Source organism: Paramuribaculum intestinale, assembly GCF_030759015.1.
Taxonomy (GTDB): domain Bacteria; phylum Bacteroidota; class Bacteroidia; order Bacteroidales; family Muribaculaceae; genus Paramuribaculum; species Paramuribaculum intestinale.
In genome coordinates, this window is sequence record NZ_CP098825.1 from 2,233,061 (window position 1) to 2,255,313 (window position 22,253).

At 58.3% G+C, this 22,253-nt stretch carries 14 protein-coding genes; 8 read left to right on the top strand and 6 right to left on the bottom strand.

The features are described 5' to 3' along the window. Positions 1-38: 38 nt before the first annotated feature. Entirely contained in the window at positions 39-1,016 is a 978-nt protein-coding gene (locus NF347_RS10155) for a glycosyltransferase family A protein (RefSeq protein ID WP_107035897.1), read from the top strand. 72 nt (positions 1,017-1,088) lie between these two features. Here NF347_RS10155 and NF347_RS10160 read toward each other — a convergent pair whose 3' ends face one another. Then, the gene (locus NF347_RS10160; protein WP_240604969.1) at positions 1,089-2,558 is read right to left on the bottom strand and encodes an arylsulfatase; all 1,470 of its coding nucleotides are present in this window, start codon (positions 2,556-2,558) and stop codon (positions 1,089-1,091) included. A 121-nt stretch (positions 2,559-2,679) separates the two neighbouring features. On the opposite strand from NF347_RS10160, the gene NF347_RS10165 reads away from it, so the two are divergent. Together NF347_RS10165 and NF347_RS10170 are read left to right on the top strand one after the other, a co-directional pair. After that, complete coding sequence (locus tag NF347_RS10165) at positions 2,680-4,221, top strand: sulfatase (RefSeq protein WP_370691563.1); 1,542 nt, start codon at positions 2,680-2,682, stop codon at positions 4,219-4,221. A gap of 131 nt (positions 4,222-4,352) precedes the next feature. After that, entirely contained in the window at positions 4,353-5,885 is a 1,533-nt protein-coding gene (locus tag NF347_RS10170) for a sulfatase family protein (RefSeq protein ID WP_237613012.1), read from the top strand. 76 nt (positions 5,886-5,961) lie between these two features. On the opposite strand, the gene NF347_RS10175 is transcribed toward NF347_RS10170, so the two are convergent. From NF347_RS10175 to NF347_RS10190, 4 genes are read right to left on the bottom strand one after another with little or no spacing between them, the layout of a single operon-like run. Then, positions 5,962-7,239: a DUF4934 domain-containing protein gene (locus NF347_RS10175; protein WP_107681671.1), complete on the bottom strand. Its 1,278-nt coding sequence runs from the start codon at positions 7,237-7,239 to the stop codon at positions 5,962-5,964. 39 nt (positions 7,240-7,278) lie between these two features. Then, positions 7,279-8,109: a metal ABC transporter permease gene (locus tag NF347_RS10180; RefSeq protein ID WP_107035893.1), complete on the bottom strand. Its 831-nt coding sequence runs from the start codon at positions 8,107-8,109 to the stop codon at positions 7,279-7,281. Further along, positions 8,106-8,570, bottom strand: coding sequence for a phospholipase (locus tag NF347_RS10185; protein ID WP_107035892.1), 465 nt, complete (start codon positions 8,568-8,570; stop codon positions 8,106-8,108). The genes NF347_RS10180 and NF347_RS10185 overlap by 4 nt, the downstream gene beginning before the upstream one ends. Then, positions 8,567-9,829, bottom strand: coding sequence for a 3-phosphoshikimate 1-carboxyvinyltransferase (locus NF347_RS10190; protein ID WP_107035891.1), 1,263 nt, complete (start codon positions 9,827-9,829; stop codon positions 8,567-8,569). Before NF347_RS10190 ends, NF347_RS10185 begins: the two co-directional genes overlap by 4 nt. 159 nt (positions 9,830-9,988) lie before the next feature. On the opposite strand from NF347_RS10190, the gene NF347_RS10195 reads away from it, so the two are divergent. The 4 genes from NF347_RS10195 (at position 9,989) to purB (ending at position 17,412) form a co-directional block, all read left to right on the top strand. Next, positions 9,989-12,805: a TonB-dependent receptor gene (locus NF347_RS10195; RefSeq protein ID WP_107035890.1), complete on the top strand. Its 2,817-nt coding sequence runs from the start codon at positions 9,989-9,991 to the stop codon at positions 12,803-12,805. A 145-nt stretch (positions 12,806-12,950) separates the two neighbouring features. Then, entirely contained in the window at positions 12,951-15,344 is a 2,394-nt protein-coding gene (gene tamL, locus NF347_RS10200) for a translocation and assembly module lipoprotein TamL (protein ID WP_306254193.1), read from the top strand. Between the two features lie 27 nt (positions 15,345-15,371). Next, the gene (locus tag NF347_RS10205) at positions 15,372-16,040 is read left to right on the top strand and encodes an HAD family hydrolase (RefSeq protein WP_107035888.1); all 669 of its coding nucleotides are present in this window, start codon (positions 15,372-15,374) and stop codon (positions 16,038-16,040) included. A gap of 28 nt (positions 16,041-16,068) precedes the next feature. Continuing rightward, a complete protein-coding gene (gene purB, locus NF347_RS10210; RefSeq protein ID WP_107035887.1) occupies positions 16,069-17,412 on the top strand; it encodes an adenylosuccinate lyase in 1,344 nt (447 codons plus the stop codon). 123 nt (positions 17,413-17,535) lie between these two features. On the opposite strand, the gene pnp is transcribed toward purB, so the two are convergent. Continuing rightward, positions 17,536-19,761: a polyribonucleotide nucleotidyltransferase gene (pnp, locus tag NF347_RS10215; RefSeq protein ID WP_107035886.1), complete on the bottom strand. Its 2,226-nt coding sequence runs from the start codon at positions 19,759-19,761 to the stop codon at positions 17,536-17,538. Positions 19,762-20,007: 246 nt separating this feature from the next. On the opposite strand from pnp, the gene NF347_RS10220 reads away from it, so the two are divergent. Next, a complete protein-coding gene (locus NF347_RS10220; RefSeq protein WP_161953400.1) occupies positions 20,008-22,248 on the top strand; it encodes a RelA/SpoT family protein in 2,241 nt (746 codons plus the stop codon). The last annotated feature ends 5 nt before the right edge of the window (positions 22,249-22,253 follow it).

Below are 22,253 nucleotides of genomic sequence, written 5' to 3' on the forward strand. Positions count from 1 at the left end.
CGTATCGGCTGCGGCTTTTTTCATTTCATCAGCGCCCTATGAACAACGACAGCAAAGAACCCATACTCACGGTGGTGATGCCTGTGCGCAACCGCGCCGCGCTGCTCCCACGCACCCTGCTCTCGATCGAGCGGCAGACACTGCGCCCGCTTAAAACAGTGATCGCCGACAACGGATCGACCGACTCCACGCCGCAGATCATCGAACAGTGGCGACAACGCGTCGAGCCGCAGGGGATATCGGTCACGGTGGTCAGCGAGCCACGCCCCGGTGCTTCAGTGGCCCGCAATGCGGCTCTGGCCAAAGTGACCACGCCCTACACGCTCCACTTCGACTCCGACGACGAGATGCTGCCCGATCATCTTGCCATGGTCGACGCATATCTGCGCCTTCACACCGATACGGAGATACTCCGGTGGGATGTGACGATCATGGACAACGAAGGATGGACGACACTGAAGAGCGTCGACGACGAGGATCTGCTGCGCGGACACATACTTCACGCCGCTCTTGCCTCGCAGCGCTATGCCGTGGCCACGGATCTGCTGCGGAGCGTAGGCGGATGGGACGAGACCCTCACCTGCTGGGACGATCTGGAGCTTGGCACGCGGCTGCTGGCCCGAAAGCCCGTGACAGCCTATCTCCGGTGTGAGCCGAGGGTGGTGATACACCCTTCGGACGACTCTATCACCGGACGGCGCTATGCCGACAGCCACGCCGCACAGATGCTGGCGCTCGATGCCTGCCGGCGCGCCCTGCGCCACACCGACGCCGAGGATGCCACCATATGGCTCGACGCCAAGGGAATGATAGTAGCCGCACACTATGCGCGGGAGGGGGAACCGCAGATGGCCGAACGAACAGCGGCGGCGGTACTTAACGCGGCGTCAGGACGCAGCCGCGCCGTCAGGATGAAGCTGCAGCTCGTGAGGCTCGTCACGATGATTGCCGGACAAGGAGGATGCGCCCTGGCGAAGTGGCTTCTGCAGCCACGTGCCAAAGCGCATCGCGAATGAGATCCGGTGGGGCACAGCAGCCGGCATGAAGCGGACAGCTTATAGGCCCGGCGAGCTGTGAGCGTCGCCCGGTCAGGGGATCGTGACGCTGAAATGAGGGTTGGGAGTGTGCTCACGGCGCACGATCTTCACCAGACGGTCCACTATTTCGGGGTGTGCGGCGGCCACATCATGATCCTCATGGATGTCGTCGGCAAGATTGTATAGCTCGGGGTTGCCTCGCTTCACGATCAGTTTCCAGTCGCCCTGACGCACTCCTATCTGGTCGGTTTCATTGAACTCCCAGTAGAGGAAATCGTGCTTGGGCTGGATGCCTCGCCCGGTAAGTTCGGGCAGGAATGATATGCCGTCAAACGAGCCTCGTCCGGCGGCTGAATAGCTCTGCGGCGTGGTGCCGACGATATCGCACACTGTAGGGAGCACATCGTAGAACGCAAGCTGATGGTCGCTCTCGCGTCCGGCCTCGATCACTCCGGGCCAGCGTACTATGAAAGGGATGCGGATGCCCCCTTCATGGCACGAGCGTTTGAGTCCGCGAAGATGTCCGTCGCGGCCGAAGAACTCCGGATCAGCTCCTCCCTCCTCGTGAGGGCCGTTGTCGGATGTAAACACCACGATGGTATTGTCGGCCAGTCCCTTCTCGTCGAGTTTTTCCATTATTTCGCCCACATAGGCGTCAAGACGGCTGATCATTGCCGCAAACTGCGCATGGGTGTTGACCGACGGATTGTAGCGCGATGCCTCCTGACCGCCCCAGGTCTTGTCGAGGAAGAACTTCCGCTTGTAGCCCTTGAGCAGCGAATCGTTGGGCTGCACAAGCTCCGCATGCGGGAGCGTATAAGTGAATATGCCCATGAAAGGCTTGTCGGCCGACTGCCGGTCGAGCCAGTCCATGGCCTCACGGTGGATCATGTCGGCCGAATACTGCGGACGCTTCAGGTAGTCGTCGCCATACATCGGATATTTTATATTCTCGTCCATGACCACCCTCACCGTGGCCGTATCGCCAAGCTCCGGACGGTATCGGTTGAGGAAATTGGGATAATAGAGATGGGCCTGAAACTGGCATACATAGCCGTAGAACTCATCGATGCCACGCTTGTCGGGCGTGGAGGGCGATCCCTCGTAGCCTCCGGCCCATTTGCCGAACATGCCGGTGGTGTAGCCGTGCTCTTTCATGATCTCCGGAAGAATCACCTGCGCGGGATCGTAAGGATGCTGCCCGACGATGGAAAAGTCGACATTGGCGCCGTACATCACGGTGTCGACGCCTCGCCAGTACTCCTTGTTGCCCCGCACCTCACAGTGTCCGGTATGCTGTCCGGTCATCAGCGACGCGCGCGACGGAGCGCTCACCGGGCTTCCGGCGTAGGCCTGTGTGAATCTTACGCCCTGTCGTGCGAGCGAATCGATATGAGGCGTGGATATATATTTCTGCCCGTAGCATCCGAGGTCGCCATAGCCCATATCGTCGCACATGATATATATGATATTCGGACGGTTGTCGGCGGCCGAAGCCGCCACAGCGCCCGCGGCCATCATTCCCGCCGCGATTCGCAAAGTATTCATCGGTATATCTGTCAAGTATGTTTCGTTTGCCACAAAGTTAGGAGAAAATCATTATCTTTGCAACATATACTCTTCAAAAACACCATATCACGATATGCGATACATCACTCCGGCAATGATAGCTTCGGCGTCGGTGGCTCTGGCCGCCACCGACACTCCCAAACAGCCCAACATCGTGCTGTTTCTGGTAGACGACATGGGCTGGCAGGACACTTCAGTGCCATTCGGCCCCGACACCACCGCCTACAACCGCACCTTCCACACTCCAGCGATGGAACGCCTTGCGGCCTCGGGAATGAAGTTCACCCAGGCCTATGCATGCTCGGTCAGCTCGCCGTCGCGATGCAGCCTCTTCACAGGAGCCAATGCAGCCCGTCACCGCGTGACTAACTGGACATACGCGCGCGACGAATCCACCGACGGCGTAGGCCCCAACGACTCGATCGTGCCTCCGGAGTGGAACATCAACGGGGTCCAGCGCGTGCCGGGCATTCCCCGCTCCTACGTCGGGCCGTCGTTTGTCGACGAGCTCCGCGACGCCGGCTATCACACCATACATGTCGGCAAGCTCCATCTCGGCTCTACCCGCACCCCCGGCGAATATCCCTACAACTGGGGATTTGACGTCAATGTGGCGGGCGGCCCCAACGGCGGCCTTGCGACTTATCTGTCGGAAAAGAACTACGGCCACGACGAAAACGGGCGCCGCACATCGCGCTTCGCCATAGAGGGTCTGGAAAAATACTGGGGCAGCGGCACGTTTGTCACCGAAGCTCTCACTCAGGAGGCTCTTAAGGAACTTGACAGAGCCCGCGACTACGGCACCCCGTGGTTTCTCTACATGAGCCACTATGCGGTGCATGTGCCGATAGACCGCGACATGCGTTTCTACCAGTCGTATGTCGACCGCGGCTATTCGCCCAAAGAGGCTGCATACGCTTCGCTCGTGGAGGGTATGGACAAGAGCCTCGGCGACATCCTCGACTGGCTCGACAAGACCGGCGAGGCCGACAACACCATCGTGATATTCATGAGCGACAACGGCGGCCTCGGCGCCCACGGCGGATGGCGCGACGGCGCCGAGCACACCCAGAACGCTCCTCTCCGCTCTGGAAAATGCTCCCTGCTCGAAGGGGGCATACGCGAACCCATGATCGTCCGCTGGCCGGGACGCACCGAGCCAGGCTCCGTACAGCCGCGCTACGTGATGATCGAAGACTTCTACCCGTCGATAATGGAAATGGCCGGACTGAGCGCCGACTCCATCCGTCCTGACGGAAAGAGAATCGACGGCATCAGCTTCGTGCCGCTGATCGACGGCACTTCCGATCCATCGGCTCACCGCCCGCTCTACTGGAATTTTCCCAACCACTGGGGAGTGGAGGGCCCGGGCATCAACTTCAACACAGCCATACGCCTCGACGACCACAAGCTCATATACAACTACGTCACGGGCGAAAAAGAGCTGTATGACGTAGGCCACGACATAACCGAAAGCCACAATCTGGCTGATGAGCGCAAGGATCTGACCGACGAACTTTCGCGACGTCTCGGCACATACCTGCGCTCGGTCGACGCACAGCGTCCGACGCTCCGAAGCACAGGCAAACCTCTGCCGTGGCCCGACGAGCGATAAAATCCGCACGACATAGCGACAACAAGCAATTCCATCCACTGACTTTCGCTTAAATTTCAAGATTTATGATCAATAAATCACTCAACAGCCGCATGGCCACAGCCGCCGCGCTGCTTACTCCAATATTGTGCATGCCCGGCGCCGTCAGCGCCAAATCGCACAAGAATTCCCTGTCGGACAAGGTCAACAGCAGGGAGCAACCCAATGTAATCATCATTCTGGCCGACGACCTCGGTTACGGCGACCTCGAATGCTACGGAGCGAAAAATGTCAGCACCCCCAACGTCAACCGACTTGCCGAGCAGGGCATCAAGTTCACCAACACCCATGCCGTAGCCGCCACGAGCACCCCTTCGCGGTATTCGCTTCTGACCGGCGAATATGCCTGGCGCCGCCCCGGAACTGATGTAGCCCCGGGCAATGCCGGAATGATAATACGTCCGGAGATGTACACGATGGCCGACATGTTTCGCAACACCGGCTACCGCACCGCCGCCATAGGCAAATGGCATCTCGGACTCGGTGACAAGACGGGAGAACAGGACTGGAACGCTCCCCTTCCCTCGGGTCTGGCCGACATAGGATTTGACTACCACTATATCATGGCAGCCACGGCCGACCGTGTGCCATGCGTCTTTATCGAGGACGGCAAGGTCGCCAACTACGATCCGGAGCATCCGATACGCGTGGATTACCGCAGGAACATTCCCGGCGAGCCTACCGGCAAGGATAATCCGGAGCTGCTCTACAACATGCGGTCGTCGCACGGCCACGACATGGCCATAGTCAACGGCATAGGCCGCATAGGCTACATGTCGGGCGGCGGCAAGGCGCTGTGGAAGGATGAGAACATAGCCGACTCGATCACATCGCACGCCATAGACTTCATTCGCAGCAATGCCGGCGAACCGTTCTTCATGTATTTCTGCACCAACGACGTGCATGTGCCCCGCTTCCCCCACGAGCGCTTCAGAGGCAAGAACCCGATGGGTGTCAGGGGCGACGCCATAACGCAGTTTGACTGGTCGGTGGGCGAGATCATGCGCACTCTTGACGAGCTCGGCATAGCCGACAATACTCTTGTGATACTCACCAGCGACAACGGCCCGGTGCTTGACGACGGCTATGATGACCAGGCCGAGGAACTGCTCAACGGTCACAGCCCCACAGGTCCGTACCGCGGCAACAAGTACAGTGCCTTCGAGGGTGGCACGATGGTGCCGGCGATCGTAAGATGGCCTAAGGGCGTTGCCGGCGGAAAGGAGTCGGACGTGCTGATGTCGCACATCGACTGGATGGCCTCTCTGGGGTCACTTATAGGCGCCCGCCTGCCTGAAGCCGCCGCCCCCGACAGCCGTCAGCGTCTGGGCAATCTGCTCGGCACCGACACCACCGACACCCCCTGGGTGGTAGAGCTTGCCTCGAACCACACTCTTGGCGTAAGGACAAAGGACTGGAAGTATATCGAGCCTAACGACGGACCCGCAATGATACAGTGGGGGCCGAAGATCGAGACAGGGAACAATCCGATGCCGCAGCTCTACGACATGTCGTCGACCAAGGGCGAAACCGAAAATGTGGCTCTCATCCACCCCCAAGTGGTGTTTGACATGCAGAACATACTCCGTCGCGTGCGCTCTACGGCCGCAACAAAGCTGCCGTAAAAGCCGGAACGGGATATGACAAACGACTGGCGCTGTGACAGAATGATCCGTCACAGCGCCTTGATTTTAGAAATTGTCACTTCAGGATGACGAGCACCGGATTGGGCTCCTCCTCGCTGTCGGCCACGGCCTGCAGCTGCTGCGGCACCGTAGCGTCGGGGTGCTCTTCGATCCACTTGAGGATATCCTCCTGTGTGAGTATGCCGATGAGGCTGCCGTCGGGCGCGGCCACTACTGGATAGAACGGCATGAAACCGGTCAGGTCGTCGACAAATCCGTCGGCTGCACGGGTCATGCGTGTAGTGCCTGAAACCTTGTCGTAATATCCGATGAAGTTTCGTTCGTCGTCATCGGTGCGCCATCCCTTTCGCACGCCAAGGAAGAGCTTGTCGGACGACTCTATTATGTCGGACACGATCAAGTCATCGTCGCTGATATCGCGCCGGCCATTGTCGGCCGCCGTATAGGCCCTGTCGCCGAAGTCCATCACCATGACCGGACGCGGCTCACGCCCGCACCCGACACTGAAAATCGTGTCGGAGAAAGCCAGCATGGCATGGATATCGCCTTCGGGAGTGTACCACAACGGGGCGTCATCCGACCTGTAGCTTGCCGGCCGGGCATCCATCTTAAGTCCGCTGAGTCCCTGCTGTGAGTTGCGCATAAGCCCGGGCGTTTTCATTACAGTGATACCACCTATCGAACCGAGATCGACCGGGTCGTCAGCCGCTGCGCGGCGCACAATCGGCAGCGAGTCGGCAACGACTCCCGACGGACCTACGAAGACCGCCGAGAGATACGGCACCGGCACTTCCATAAAGCCCGTCAGCGCATAGACACGCATAGTGTCGACAACTGCCGCAGGCAATTGTCCGGCAGCCGGGAATGAGGTGGGCGCCGCACCGAGAAAGCGTCCGTCGACGTCATATCTGACAAGGCTGTCGCCGACTCCACGGAAGAAAAGAGTGTGGCCTTTGCTGTCGGTGACGAATTCAGGCCGGCGGTAAGCCTCCGGATCCTGTCCTGCATGACCGATATGATTGAGAAAACGTCCGTCGGCAAGGTCAAACGCAAGCACCGACGATCCGGCTCCGGCAGCCGACGATCCGGTATTGCACACTACGGCACGGTCTCCGACCACGCGGAGTTTCCACCGGTTGGCCACGAGGAAACTGTCGCCCGTGGCAAGCGGCACATAACGGATAGCCTTGCCAATCTCGCTCACTTTCAGCTCCGAAGGCGATGATATGGCGGAGGCCACGTCGATACGCCCCATCACTGCGTCGTCATTGCCGCTACACGAGGAAGCCGCCACTGCGACAGCCGCTGCCGCGGCATAAAGAAGATGTTTCATAATCTGACTATGTATTATGTGTTAAATGACTGGTTGAAATCACTGATCACAGGAACGCATCCGCACACGCCTGGCTACATAGACGCCGAGCGCCGTCAGCACGTAGACTGCGGCCATGACAAGGACTATAAGCGCCGAGCATGGCACATCGACAACAGCGGCAAGAAGCAGGCCGCCGACACTGCACAGCAGCGACACCGCGGCCGACGCAAGCATCATCCGCGAGAAGCGACGGCAGAACAGTTCGGCCGTCAGCTGCGGCAGAGCGAGCATCGACATAAGCAGCATAATGCCCACCAGGCGTATAGTCAGGACGATACACACGGCTGTCATGACGGTCATGACAGTGGAGATCGTGCCTACGGGAAGCCCAATGACAAAAGCGAAATCGCGGTCAAAGGCCACAGCCACTATGCGGCGGTAGAAGAGCGCGAAAAAAAGTGCCAGCACAGCTGTGAACAGAGCGAAAGCCCACAGATCGGCACTCGAGATGGTCAGCACGTTGCCAAACAGAAAACTGTTAAGCTCGGGCACATATCCGGGAGTGAGAAACACAAACAGGATGCCCACCGCCATGCCTATTGCCCAGATGACGGCTATGGCCGAGTCCTCGCGCACCCGGCCTCTGACCGACATCAGCTCCACTCCGAGCGATGAGGCCACAGCGAACAGTGCGGCCGTCAGCACGGGATTCCATCCAAGATAGTAGCCAAGTCCGAGGCCGCCGAAACAGGCGTGGGTCACTCCGCCGCTTATCGACACCATGCGTCGTGTGACGATATATGTGCCTATCATGGCCGATGCGATGCTTATGATCGCAAGACCGATGAGCGCGTACTGAAAGAAGGTGTATTGAAATAGTTCGTTCATGATGCTTTGACTGATTTTACGGAGTTTCCGCCGGCCGCCTGACGCGCCTCGCCGACAATCATCAGCAGCTCCTCGCGCACAGCCTCAGGCAGCGCGATGCCCCGGAGCTGTATGCTTCGCGCCCACGGCGCTATCTCTTCGGGACGGAGTGTCAGCATGACGTCGCGGAACTCTTCGACGGCCTCGTCGGGATATGCGTCGGGCGCAGTGCCGGCATATCGGTCGAGTTCCTCATCGTCGTAGTATTCGACCACAGGCTTCACGGCTGTCAGCAGCGAATCTTTCTCGCAGACAAGATGCATGCCGCAGCATTCTCCACCGTCGCCGCCGGATGCGGAACCAGTGTCATCGTCGTGGTCTGAAGCCATATCGCGCGCTATGCGACGGTGTCTCACCTCAAGCAGATAGCAGACAATCCCTACCGCCACCAAAGCGCATAGCAATATCAGCGCTGGTATCATTCGTCAGTCTCCTCCGAAAACTCTTCGACCGTAAACCCGGCGGCACGAAGATCATCCCAGAATCCGGGATAGGACTTGGCCACCACCCCGGCATCGCGCACGACGGCTCCGGGGATATAGATTGCCACGGGAGCGAATGCCATGGCCATACGATGGTCGTCGTAGGTATCGAACACCGGGATTTCGGTCACCGGACGCCGGGCCGACTCCCAGAAAATGCAGTCGTCGCCTTCGGTCTGCATGATCACACCGACCTTGAGCAGTTCACGGCGGAGTGCCTCTATGCGGTCGGTTTCCTTGATGCGCAGCGATGCCACTCCTGTGAGCCTGAAGGGCACTCCGAGCATGGCACAGCTCACTGCCACCGTCTGCACGATGTCGGGCGTGTCGGCCATGTCGGCCACAAAGCGCGGCGCCACGTCGGGCGAAGCCACAAGATCAATGCCGCCATTCTCACCTTCCGGCTCCGTTTCCACTCCGAGACCGGTGAATAGTCCGGCACATCTCGAATCGCCCTGCAGACTGTCGGCGGGCCGGTCGAGTCCGCGCAGAGTGAGCCATCCGGAGGTCAGCGCCTCGATCTCATACCAGTAGGAAGCGGCGCTCCAGTCGGCCTCCACCTCGAATCCGTCGGGAGTCCGGTATGCTCCGGGAGCTACCTCTATGACAGCTCCCTGCCGGTCGACCGACGCCCCCCACCGGCGCATCATGTCGAGAGTCATGGCCATATATGGCTCTGAAGCAGGCTCTCCGACAAGCGTCAGACGCAGTCCGCGCTGCATCATCGGCGCGATCATGAGCAGCGCCGAGATAAACTGCGAACTTATGGTGGAATCGATACTGACTTCGCCACCGGCGAGCCGCGATCCGCGAATCAGCAGCGGCGGGAATCCCTCCTCGCCGACATAATCAACCGACGCTCCGCAGCAGCGCAGCGCGTCGACGAGCGGCGCCACGGGACGGCGGCGCATGCGCTCCGATCCGTCGAGCCTGACGGTGCGCCCCGGCTGTGCGGCGAAACAGGCAGTCAGAAAACGCATGGCTGTGCCTGCGGCGCCGATATTTACATATTCAAGCGCCGGATCGGCAAGAGCGCCACACATTGCTGCCGTATCGTCGCAATGGGCGACTTCAAAGCCCGGCTTATCGTTTCCGGCGAGAGCGTCGAGTATGAGCGCCCTTGCGCTGATGCTTTTTGAGAGAGGCAGCCTGACGTCGGCCTGAAGCAGTTCGTCGGGCGGAAAAATTCTTAAGTTCATATCGGCAAAGTTAACCAAAATAGCTTTAGCGGCAGCATCTCCGGGCATGGGTGTCGGTTTTTTTTGCAGTTTTTTGCAGATATTTTTTCAACCGGTGTTAAACCTTTGCATCGTCCGCGAGTCTATTACTTCGGACAAACGAGAAAAAAGACATATTTGATGATACATTACTTCCACCGCTGCACTGCAGCGCTGATAGCCCTGACACTCGGAGCCGCGACGGCTCTGGCCTACGACATCAAAGGCAAAATCGTCGACTCCGACGGAGAACCGATGGTAGCAGCGACCGTAAAACTGCTGGCAGCCAAAGACTCGACCTTTATCAATGGTGTCAAGACCAATATCGACGGCAACTACAGCCTCACAGGAGTGAAAAGCGGCAACTACATAGTGGAGGCGATGTATATCGGATACCGCACAACACACAAAGACACAAAGATCGGTTCAAAAAGTGTCACTCTGGAGCCAATCGTACTCGAGATGAGCGCGATTGAGCTCCAAGAAGTGACCGTCGTCGGTGTGGCAAGCGAAATCAAAGTGAAAGAAGACACGGTGGAATACAACGCCGGCTCATATAAGACACAGCCCAATGCCGTGGTGGAGGATCTGCTCAAACGTCTGCCCGGCGTGGAGGTAGACTCCGAGGGCAAGATCACAGCCAACGGCAAGGAGGTGAAAAAGATACTGATCGAAGGCAAGGAATTCTTTGCCGACGACCCTCAGGTGGCATCAAAAAACCTGCCTGTGGAGATGATCGAGAAGCTTCAGGTGGTTGACCGCAAGAGCGATCTGGCACGTCTGACCGGCGTGGACGACGGCGAGGACGAGACGGTGATCAACCTTACGGTGAAGAAAGGGATGCAGAACGGTTACTTCGGCGCCGCCGAGGCAGGCTACGGCACCGAAGGGCACTATCTGGGCCAGTTCAACGTCAACCGTTTCTGGAACGGCAACCAGATGACCCTTTTGGGCAACTTCAACGACATCAACCAGCTCGGCTTCACCGACAGCAACGGCAACCGTTTCCGCCGGTTCGGCGGCAGTCAGGGTCTGACCACCTCGCAGGCTCTCGGCATAAACTTCAACGTTGGCAACAAAGAGATATTCCGTGTGGGCGGCAACGTGATGTACAGTCACTCCGACCGCAATGTGATTCGCCGTCAGGAACGCCAGTACCTCGAAGCCGACTCCACCTCGTTCGCATCGTCGGGACGCAACGCCCGCGACCGCGGACACAATGTCAGCGCCGGTTTCAGAATGGAGTGGATGCCCGACTCGTTCAACACACTTGAATTCCGTCCGACGCTGTCGTACAACATGAACTCATCGTCGAGCATCGACTCCACAATCACCCGTGCCGGCGACGCAGCCCGCACCGCCGTGAGCCGCAGTCTCAACACCGCAGCCGCCGACGGACATTCGCTTGAATTCGGCGCACGACTGATATACAGCCACTCGTTCCGCCGCCACCGCGGACGCTCGTTCTCCATCAGCGCCGAATACAACCACTCCAACATCAGGGAGCATGAGAACACCTTCTCACGCAACCTGTTCTATCTGCTAAACGACTCCGTGGACATATACGATCAGGAAGCGAGCAACCATTCATGGACTGACCGCATGAGTGCCCGTCTGACGTGGACCGAACCGCTCGGCAACGTGAAAAACGGCCGATTCCTGACGTTTGCCTACAACCTCAACTACCGCTGGAACAACGCCGACAACATGATCTATGACCATCCGCTGCTTCCCATGCCCGGCCCCGACGGCTTCCCCGAAGTGGACTACTCGCAGCTGATATTCAACCCCGATCTGAGCAACCGTTTCCGCAACGACTATTTCAATCAGGACATACGCCTGGGCTTCCGCCAGGTGACCAAAAGCATAAATTTCGAGGGAGGCATATCGCTCGTGCCGCAGATGTCGAAAAGCATCGACCTGATCAACTCCGACCGCGATATCGACTCGCGGTGGATGGTCAATGTAGCTCCGTTCCTGCGCTACCGCCATAGATTCAGCAAGACCCGCTCGCTCAATATCCACTACCGCGGCCGCTCGTCGCAGCCCTCACTCACGCAGTTGCAGCCGGTGCCTGACATGTCGGACCCGATGAACATCATATACGGCAACCCGGCGCTGGATCCATCGTTCAGCCACAACATGAATATCCGCTTCCAGGATTTCAACACAGAACGCCAGCGCTCTATCATGCTCATGGCCAATATGTCGCTGACACAAAATTCGATAGTGAGCAACATCACCCGCGACAGGGAAACCGGCGCCCAGACCACCCGCTACGAAAACGTCAACGGAGTATGGTCGGCCAGAGTGATGTCGATATTCTCCCAACCTCTGCGCAATAAATTCTGGCAGATCAACAACCACCTGTTTGTCAACTACAACCGCAATGTAGGCTTCAACAACGGCCAGCGCAACCGCTCCGGATCGCTTATGGTGGCCGAAAGCTTCGGCATAGCTTTCCGTCCTGACAACCTGGAGCTTGAACTTCGCCCCAAATACCGCCTTCAGACCACCCACAACTCTCTGCAGGGTATCGGCGGCCAGACCGTCCACACCTACGGAGGCACATTCTCGGCCTACTACTCCACCCCGATAGGAGTGATACTCAACTCCGATCTGACCTATTCGGGTTCGGCAGGCTATGCCGCAGGCTACAACCAGAAACAGTGGATGTGGAACGCCTCGATCTCCTATCAGTTCCTGCCGAGCCGTTCGCTCACCGTGGCTCTGAAGGCCTACGACCTTCTCAACCAGCGCTCCAACATAAGCCGCACCATCACCGCCAACTATATCGATGACACGATGATCAACGACCTCACCCGCTACTTCATGCTGACGGTAAGCTACAAATTCAACACCTTCGGCAAGGGCAACATGCCTTCCGACCGGAATATGCGCGGACCCGGCGGGCCCGGCGGTCCGGGCGGCCATGGCGGACGTCCGCCGCGTTTCTGAAGCGCACAGGCACAAAGGATGTCGGGGCTGAAATGACCCGACATCTCTTTTTTTAACATTGACACAGCATGAAGCCGCGACAAACGCGCTTGCAGCTGTGGGGCGAGTTTGCTAACTTTGCAGTCCAATAAGCTACAGAGTGAGAGTGATCAGATTTCGCAGTATAAAGACCCGCACGGCCATAGCGATAGGAACGCTATGGCTGGCGTGTGGATGCAGTCCGGTGAAACATGTGCCACAAGGGAAGTATCTGCTTGACAATACTGAAATTGTGATCACACAGACTACTGATACATCAGGTGACCGACGAAGCGATGAAATGGTGCGCAGTTCGGATCTTGTCAACTATCTGCGCCAGACTCCAAACCACAAGGTGCTGGGCTTTCTGAAACTTCAGCTTGCCACCTACAGCCTTTCGGGCAAGGACTCCACCCACTGGTATAACCGATGGCTTCGACGACTCGGACAGCCGCCGGTGATCTATAATTCCGATCTTACCGAGGCGTCGCGCCGGCAGCTAAGGCTCGCTCTCGTCAACCGCGGATTCATGCAGGCCTCGGTAGAAGTCGACACCCTGCCCGACAGCGCTCGCCGCCGCATGGATGTCAGCTATCTTGTCAACACCGGCCCGCGCCACCGGATATCGCGCATGAACTATGACATCGCGGACACCGCGATAGCCCGTATAGTCCGCGCCGACTCGGCTCTGCTGACACTCCGCTCCGGCGAACCGTTTGACCGCGACAGGCTTGACGAAGAACGCTCGCTGGTGACCCGCCGTCTGCGCGACCACGGATATTATGCCTTCGCCAAAGACTATATATCCTACATAGCCGACACGGCCGAAAACTCTCTCGACGTAGACCTGACAATGGTCATCAGACCGCCCATGACGCCAGGCATAAGCACTGAGGGCAACGCGCCGTCGGGCGAAGAGGCGATCTCAATACCTCATCTGACCTACAGGGTGAGGTCGGTATGGTTCATCACCGACTACGCTCCTAACTCCGACCGTACGTGGCAACGCGACACAGTCAGCCGCGGTGACATCCACGTGGTGTATGGCCGCGACCGCTATATCAGGCCATCGACCCTTGAGGAGAAATGCTTCATAGAGCCGGGACAGCTTTATTCGTCGCGCGACGTTGACATGACTTATCAGTCGCTCGCGCAGCTCGGCATACTGCGCTCTATCAACATAGAGATGCAACCGGTATCGGCACCTGTCGACGGCAGCCAGTGGATCGACGCCTACGTGTATCTGACACGCAACAAGAAACAGGGCGCCACACTTGAGCTTGAGGGCACAAACTCGGAGGGGGATCTGGGCTTCGGCATAGGCGCAACGTATCAGCACCGCGACGTAGGCCGTGCCTCGAACCTGTTCACAGCCCAGTTCCGCATGAACTACGAGAGCCTATCGGGAAATCTGTCGGGACTGATCAACAACCGCTACACGGAGTATGCCGGCGAGGCCGGACTGACATTCCCCAGTTTCCTGTTTCCATTCCTTTCGGGCGAATACAAGCGGCGCATCAAGGCCACTACCGAACTGGCCGTGTCGATGAACTACCAGGAGCGGCCTGAATACACCCGCATCATAGCCGGTGCGGCATGGAAGTACAAATGGAGCGCCCGCGCCGGACGCGAGCGGCGCACCTTCGATCTGGTCGATGTCAACTACGTGTATCTGCCCGAAAGCACCATCGACTTCATCAACCAGATAGCCCCGTCCAACCCGCTGCTGCGCTACAGCTACGAAGACCACTTCATAATGCGGTCGGGCTACACATTCTACCGTACCAACCGCCGCATAGCTTCGGCCACCTCGCGCCGTCAGCCCGTGCAGCCCACGGTATATTCGCTTCGGGCCTCTGGCGAGGTGGCGGGCAATCTGCTCTACGCCCTGTCGTCGCTCACCCACGAGAAGAAACACAACGGCGTGTACCGTCTGTTCGGCATACAGTATTCGCAGTATGCCAAGGCCGAAGTGGACTATTCGATAGCCCGCAACTTCGCCTACCGCCACAGCGTGGCGTTCCACGTAGGCGCCGGCATAGGAGTGCCCTACGGCAACTCGCGGGTGCTCCCGTTCGAGAAGCGGTTTTACGCCGGCGGCGCCAACGGCGTCAGAGGCTGGGGCGTCAGGACTCTCGGCCCGGGAAGCTACGACTCGCGCAACTCCGTCACCGACTTCATCAACCAGTGTGGTGACATATCGCTGCTGCTCAACGTAGAGTACAGGATGAAACTGTTCTGGGTGTTTGAGGGCGCACTGTTTGCCGACGCCGGCAATATATGGACCATCCACAACTACGAGAACCAGCGCGGAGGCATGTTTCACTTCTCGACGTTCTGGAAACAGATCGCCGCAAGCTACGGAGTGGGACTGCGCATGGATTTCAGCTATTTCCTTCTCCGCTTCGACCTGGGCATGAAAGCCCACGACCCTGCAGCCGACCGCGAACACTGGCCAATAATCCATCCACGCTGGGGACGCGACGCGACGTTCCACTTCTCGGTGGGCTATCCGTTCTAAAAGTTTATCAACGACACACATGCAATTATGAAACGACTTGTGATATTTGATCTCGACGGCACTCTGCTCGACACCATAGGCGATCTGGCCAATGCCACCAACCATGCGCTGCAGGCTATGGGCTTCAAGACCCATCCGCTGGGCGTATATCCGATGCTCGTCGGCAACGGAATAACCAAGCTGATAGAGCGCGCCCTGCCCGAAGAGGACCGCAGCGAGGCCACAATAGAGGCCATGCACCGCCACTTCACGGAATACTACGGCGAACACTGCACCGACACCACTCATCCCTATCCCGGCATAGAGCAACTTCTGGCCGAGCTGACGGCCGAAGGGATAAGCGTGGCCGTGGCATCGAACAAATACCAAGAGGCTACGTCGAAGCTTGTGGCCACTTTTTTCCCGGACGTGCCGTGGGTGGCCGTGGAGGGTCATCGCGAAGGAATGCCCACAAAGCCTGATCCCTCGATAGTGTTCGAGATCCTTTCGGGTCATCCCACTCCCAAGGCCGAGGTGCTGTATGTGGGCGACTCGGGAGTGGACATGGACACCGCTTTCCGTGCCTGCGTCGAATCATGCGGTGTGACCTGGGGCTTCCGTTCGCGCGAAGAACTGGAGAGACACCACGCCGACCACATAGTCAGCGACACTTCGGCGATAATGCGCATAGCCTCGGGCACAACAGGCATCTACTGACATATACATTTTTCACACCATCATCAATATGCAACTCGACACACTTACAGCGATCTCTCCGATCGACGGACGCTACCGCTCCAAATGCGAGCCTCTCGCCGACTACTTCTCCGAATTCGCTCTCATACGCTACCGCGTGAGGGTGGAAGTGGAGTATTTCATTGCACTGTGTGAGATACCTCTGCCCCAGCTGGCGGGAGTGGACCACTCGGCATTCACAGCCCTGCGCGCCATCTATACCGGCTTCACCGAGGCCGACGCCGCGGCGGTGAAGGAGATAGAGCGCACCACCAACCACGACGTGAAAGCCGTGGAGTATTTCCTCAAGCAGCGCTTCGACGCTCTCGGACTCGAGGCCTACAAGGAGTTCATACATTTCGGCCTGACATCGCAGGACATCAACAACACGGCTGTCCCGATGTCGATACGCGAGGCTCTCAACGACGTATATCTCCCCCTGATGGAGCGTCTGCAGAGCGAGCTCGACCGCATGGCTTCGGAATGGGCCGAGATACCGATGCTCGCCAAGACCCACGGCCAGCCCGCCTCGCCCACACGTCTGGGCAAGGAGATGGGGGTATTCGCCTACCGTCTGCGCACTCAGATAGCTTCGCTCAAGTCAGTGGCGATAAGCGGCAAGTTCGGCGGCGCCACCGGCAACTTCAACGCCCATCTGACAGCTTTCCCTGCAATTGACTGGCAGGCGTTCGCCGCCAAATTTCTCAGCGGACATCTCGGCATAGAGCGCGAACAGCTGACCACCCAGATCTCCAACTACGACAATCTGGCAGCCTTGTTTGACGCCATGCGCCGCATCAACACGATCATCATCGACCTCGACCGCGACATCTGGCAGTATATCTCGATGGAGTATTTCAAGCAGCGCATCAAAGAGGGCGAGGTAGGCTCGTCGGCAATGCCCCACAAGGTGAATCCGATCGACTTCGAGAATTCCGAGGGCAATCTGGGCATAGCTGACGCCATTTTCGGACATCTGTCGACGAAGCTTCCGATATCGCGTCTGCAGCGCGACCTGACCGACTCTACGGTGCTGCGCAATGTCGGCGTGCCTATGGCCCACACCGTCATAGCCGTAGAGAGCACTCTCAAGGGACTGTCGAAGCTCATCCTCAACCAGAGCGCGATCGACCGCGATCTCGACTCGATGTGGTCGGTAGTGGCCGAGGGTATCCAGACGATACTCCGCCGCGAGGGCTATCCCCATCCTTACGAAACCCTCAAGCAGCTCACCCGCACCAACGCGCAGGTGACTGCCGAGAGCATCGCGGCCTTTATCGACACACTTGCCGTCAGCGACGAAGTGAAGCAGGAGCTGAGGCGTCTGTCGCCCCACAGCTATACCGGATACTGATCCGCCACGGCGACGCAGACCGACACAAACACAGCCGGGCAGTCATGATGACTGCCCGGCTGCTTTATTTCTGTCGTTCAGGCTTCCCCGCTTCCGGAGTCAGCGCTGATTGGAGGGATCGTATCAACGGCGCGGTCCACGCGGTCCGCGGTCGCCACCTTCGCGACGGGGACGATCGCCGCCTTCACGGCGGGGACGGTCGCCACGGGGAGCGCGCTCGCGCTCTACGTATCCTTCGGGTTTTGGCTGAAGGGCACGCATCGAGAGGCGATACTTTCCGGTCTTCTTGTCGATCTCTATGAGCTTCACTTCGACGGTGTCGCCCTCCTTGAGTCCCGACGACTCCATGTTCTCGAGGCGGTTCCACGAGATTTCGGAGATATGGAGCAGTCCGTCGCGGTTGGGCATGAATTCCACAAACGCGCCGAATTCGAGTATGGAGCGTACTTTGCCGGTGTAGGTCTTGCCCTCTTCGGGAAGCTCTACGATGGCGTTGATCATATCGAGCGCCTTGTCGATCGACGCCTTGTTGGCCGCAGCGACCTCGATGTAGCCGCCCTCGTCGATCTCGTCGATGCTGACTGTGGCGCCGCTGGCTTCCTGAATGCCCTGGATGACCTTTCCGCCCGGGCCGATGACAGCGCCGATAAGCTCCTTGGGGATGAGCATGGTGACGATGCGGGGCACGTGGGGCTTGTAGTCCTCGCGGGGCTGCGGTATGGTCTGCTCGATGATGTCGAGTATGTGCAGACGTCCGTTGCGGGCCTGGTTGAGTGCGCGTTCAAGTATCTCATAGGAGAGTCCGTCGCACTTGATGTCCATCTGTGTGGCAGTGATGCCGTCGCGTGTGCCGGTCACCTTGAAGTCCATGTCGCCGAGGTGATCCTCGTCGCCGAGTATGTCGGAGAGGATCGCGTATTTGGGGCTGTCGGTGTCGGTGATAAGACCCATCGCGATGCCGCTGACGGGCTTTTTCATCTTCACGCCGGCGTCGAGCAGAGCGAGTGTGCCTGCGCAGACAGTAGCCATGGATGAAGATCCGTTACTCTCAAGGATGTCGCTGACGATACGGCAGCAGTAGGGGAATCCTTCGGGGAACATGCGCTTGAGCGCGCGGTGGGCGAGATTGCCGTGGCCGATCTCGCGGCGTCCGACGCCGCGCTGCGGCTTGGCCTCGCCTGTTGAGAAGGGAGGGAAGTTGTAGTGGAGGAGGAAACGCTCGTGACCCTGGTTGAGCACGTCGTCGATGATCTTCTCGTCGAGCTTGGTGCCGAGTGTGACAGTGGAGAGCGACTGTGTCTCACCACGTGTGAACACGGCTGATCCGTGAGGGCCGGGGATGTAGTCGACCTCACACCAGATGGGTCGGATATCGGTGGTCTTTCGTCCGTCGAGACGCACGCCCTCGTCGAGTATGCAGCGGCGCACGGCCTCGCGCTCCACGTCGTGGTAGTAGCGCTTCACGAGGGGTGTCTTCTCGTCGCGCTCCTCTTCGGGGAGCGATTCGATGTATTCCTTGCAGATAGCGTCGAAGCTGTCCTGACGCCAGTGTTTGTCGGCGCTGCCGGCCTGTGCTATGGCGTAGGCTTTGGCGTAGCATTTGTCGTGGACATCCTTGCGCAGCTCTTCGTCGTTGACCTCGTGGCAGTATTCGCGCTTGGCGCGTCCCACAGCCTCGGCCAGCTCGATCTGTGCCTTGCACTGTGTGCGGATGGCCTCGTGTGCGGCCTTGAGAGCGTTGAGAAGGTCGGTTTCCGACACTTCATCCATCTCTCCCTCCACCATCATGATATTGTCGTAGGTAGCGCCTACCATCAGCTCCATATCGGCCTTTTCAAGCTGGTCGAATGTGGGGTCGATGACAAACTGTCCGTCGACACGTGCCACACGCACTTCGGAAATAGGTCCGTTGAAGGGCACGTCGCTGACTGCGATTGCCGCCGATGCCGCGAGTCCGGCGAGAGCGTCGGGAATATCCACGCCGTCGGTCGAATAGAGAGTGATGTTGACGAATGTGTCGGCGTGATAGTTGTCGGGGAACAGCGGACGGAGCACACGGTCGACGAGGCGCGAGGTGAGTATCTCGTAGTCGGAAGCGCGACCCTCACGCTTGAGGAATCCGCCGGGATAACGACCGAACGATGCATATTTTTCTTTATACTCTACCTGAAGGGGCATAAAGTCGACTCCTTCGCCGGCCTCCTTAGCGGAAACGACAGTGGCGAGGAGCATGGTGTTGCCCATGCGCAGCTCTACCGCTCCATCGGCCTGCTTGGCAAGCTTGCCTGTTTCGAGGGTGATCTCACGACCGTCGGGCAGGGCGATGGTTTTCTTGATTGGATTTAACATATCGGATTCTTAATTTCTATTGCTTCAAAGTCATATCTGCAAAAATCACGCAAAGATAGCAAAAAATATTGACATACCGCCCATTTTCCCGAGTTTTAGTATTTTTATGCATTACACATAAGCCGGTCAGTCATTATTGCGTATCGTATCAGGCTACAGGAGTGGGGACGGCGTGTTGCGTGTTTGACGAAAAAAATGTAATTTTGTGATTGGGTAACATTGCCCGGCCGCAAACCACCTTTAACCATGGAGCCAGACAAGCAATACAATATGACCCCCGAAGAGGAAGAACGCCTGATAGAAAACGAGTTTCAGGACGTGCTTCAGGGCTATCTCAAAAGCAACCACCGCAAGAAAGTGGAGATCATAGAGCGCGCCTTCCGCTTCGCGAAAAAAGCCCACGGCGGAATACGCCGCCGTTCGGGCGAGCCTTACATACTCCACCCAATAGCTGTGGCGAAGATCGCCAGCCAGGAGATAGGGCTCGGCTCCACATCGATATGCGCCGCCCTGCTCCACGACGTGGTGGAGGACACCGACTATACGGTGGAGGACATCGAGCGCCTGTTCGGGTCCAAGATAGCCCAGATAGTGGCGGGGCTGACAAAGATATCGGGAGGCATATTCGGCGAACAGGCGTCGGCGCAGGCCGAGAACTTCCGCAAGCTGCTTCTGACCATGAGCGAGGACATAAGGGTGGTGCTGATCAAGATGGCCGACCGGCTGCACAACATGCGCACTCTCGGCTCCATGGCTCCGGCCAAGCAGTATAAGATCGCCGGCGAGACGCTGTATATCTACGCCCCGCTCGCCCACAGGCTCGGACTCTTCGAGATCAAGACCGAGCTGGAGGATCTGAGTTTCAAATATGAGCATCCGAAGGCCTACGAGCGCATCTCGGAACTGATCCGTCAGTCGGAGGCGCGCCGGTCGGCGGTCTACAACGACTTCGCAACCCCGATCCTTGCGGCTCTCGACAAGATGAACCTGCGGTATGAGGCCAAGGCGCGGCTGAAATCGGTCTACTCGATCTGGCGCAAGATGGAGACGAAACATGTGCCGTTTGAGGAGATCTACGACCTCTACGCGATGCGCATCATATTTGACTGCGACGACCCATCGCAGGAGAAAGGGATATGCTGGAGCATCTATTCGGCTATAACCGACCTATACCGGCTGCACCCCGACCGTACCCGCGACTGGGTGAGCATACCCAAGGCCAACGGCTATCAGGCACTGCATCTGACGGTGATGGGTCCTGACGGCAACTGGGTGGAGGTGCAGATACGCTCGCGGCGCATGGACGAGATAGCCGAAAAAGGGTTTGCCGCCCACTGGAAATACAAGAGCGGCGAGAGCGACGAGGAGAGCGAGCTCAACGAGTGGCTGCGCACAATCAAGGACATACTCGACGATCCGAACCCCAACGCCATAGACTTCCTCGACACTCTGAAAATGAATCTCTTCGCCTCAGAGATAGCCGTATTCACACCAAAAGGCCGGGTGATAACGATGCCGGCCGACTCATCGGTGCTTGACGTGGCTTTCGAGCTGCATTCGGAGATAGGCACCCATTGCATAGCCGGCAAGGTGAACCATAAGCTGGTGCCTCTCAGTCACCGCCTGCAGTCGGGCGACCAAGTGGAGGTGCTGACCTCGCAGAGCCAGACTCCCAAGGAGGAGTGGCTTCCCTTCCTGGCCACAGCCAAGGGGCGCACACGGCTCAAAGCGGCCCTGCGCAAGGTGCAGCAGCCTGTGATAGACAGCGGCAAGGCGATTTTCGACCAATATTTCAAGGAGCGCGAGGTGGAGGCGACCAACGAGATAGTCACCAAGATGCTCGCCTACTATCACCTGCCCTCGCGCGAGGCTCTGTACATGAAGCTCGGACAAGGGAGCATCGACCTTTCGCGCTACATTCTCAAGGAGTCGCCCAAGACCGAGCAGTCGCTGCTCTCCAAGCTTTTCAGGATAAAGCGGACGCAGCAGCCGCAGATCGTGACCGTGACCCCGGAGAAGGTCAATGTCAAGAAGACATACGCCCTGCGATGCACTGACACGGAGCGCAACTACGTGCTGTCGGACTGCTGCCATCCCATCCCCGGCGACGACGTGATGGGATATGTCAACGACCGCGGACAGGTGGAACTCCATTCTCTGACATGCCCCCGCGCCCAGGCTCTCAAGGCCGCCTACGGCCCGCGCATAGTCAGCACAGAGTGGGAACAGGTGAAACAGAAATTTCTCGCCGAGATACGCATAGAGGGGGTTGACCGCCACGGCATATTGCAGGAGCTCACCCAGATGATCTCCAACCAGCTCAACATCGACATACGCAGCCTGCATATCGACACCGACAAAGAGGTGTTTGCCTGCTCGCTGACAGTACTGGTGAGCGACACGCAGGTAGTAGGCGAACTGTGTCAGAAAATTAAAAAGATAAAGGGAGTGCAGAACGCTGCGCGTGTAGCCGATACCCCCGACTGAGCATA

Excerpts from the sequence above, each read along its gene's own strand:
- NF347_RS10205 (WP_107035888.1), top strand. The coding sequence starts at position 15,372 with ATGAAACGACTTGTGATATTTGATCTCGACGGCACTCTGCTCGACACC.
- purB (WP_107035887.1), top strand. The coding sequence starts at position 16,069 with ATGCAACTCGACACACTTACAGCGATCTCTCCGATCGACGGACGCTAC.
- NF347_RS10195 (WP_107035890.1), top strand. The coding sequence starts at position 9,989 with ATGATACATTACTTCCACCGCTGCACTGCAGCGCTGATAGCCCTGACA.
- NF347_RS10190 (WP_107035891.1), bottom strand. The coding sequence starts at position 9,829 with ATGAACTTAAGAATTTTTCCGCCCGACGAACTGCTTCAGGCCGACGTC.
- NF347_RS10220 (WP_161953400.1), top strand. The coding sequence starts at position 20,008 with ATGGAGCCAGACAAGCAATACAATATGACCCCCGAAGAGGAAGAACGC.
- pnp (WP_107035886.1), bottom strand. The coding sequence starts at position 19,761 with ATGTTAAATCCAATCAAGAAAACCATCGCCCTGCCCGACGGTCGTGAG.
- NF347_RS10180 (WP_107035893.1), bottom strand. The coding sequence starts at position 8,109 with ATGAACGAACTATTTCAATACACCTTCTTTCAGTACGCGCTCATCGGT.
- NF347_RS10155 (WP_107035897.1), top strand. The coding sequence starts at position 39 with ATGAACAACGACAGCAAAGAACCCATACTCACGGTGGTGATGCCTGTG.
- NF347_RS10165 (WP_370691563.1), top strand. The coding sequence starts at position 2,680 with ATGCGATACATCACTCCGGCAATGATAGCTTCGGCGTCGGTGGCTCTG.
- NF347_RS10175 (WP_107681671.1), bottom strand. The coding sequence starts at position 7,239 with ATGAAACATCTTCTTTATGCCGCGGCAGCGGCTGTCGCAGTGGCGGCT.
- NF347_RS10170 (WP_237613012.1), top strand. The coding sequence starts at position 4,353 with ATGCCCGGCGCCGTCAGCGCCAAATCGCACAAGAATTCCCTGTCGGAC.
- NF347_RS10160 (WP_240604969.1), bottom strand. The coding sequence starts at position 2,558 with ATGATGGCCGCGGGCGCTGTGGCGGCTTCGGCCGCCGACAACCGTCCG.
- NF347_RS10185 (WP_107035892.1), bottom strand. The coding sequence starts at position 8,570 with ATGATACCAGCGCTGATATTGCTATGCGCTTTGGTGGCGGTAGGGATT.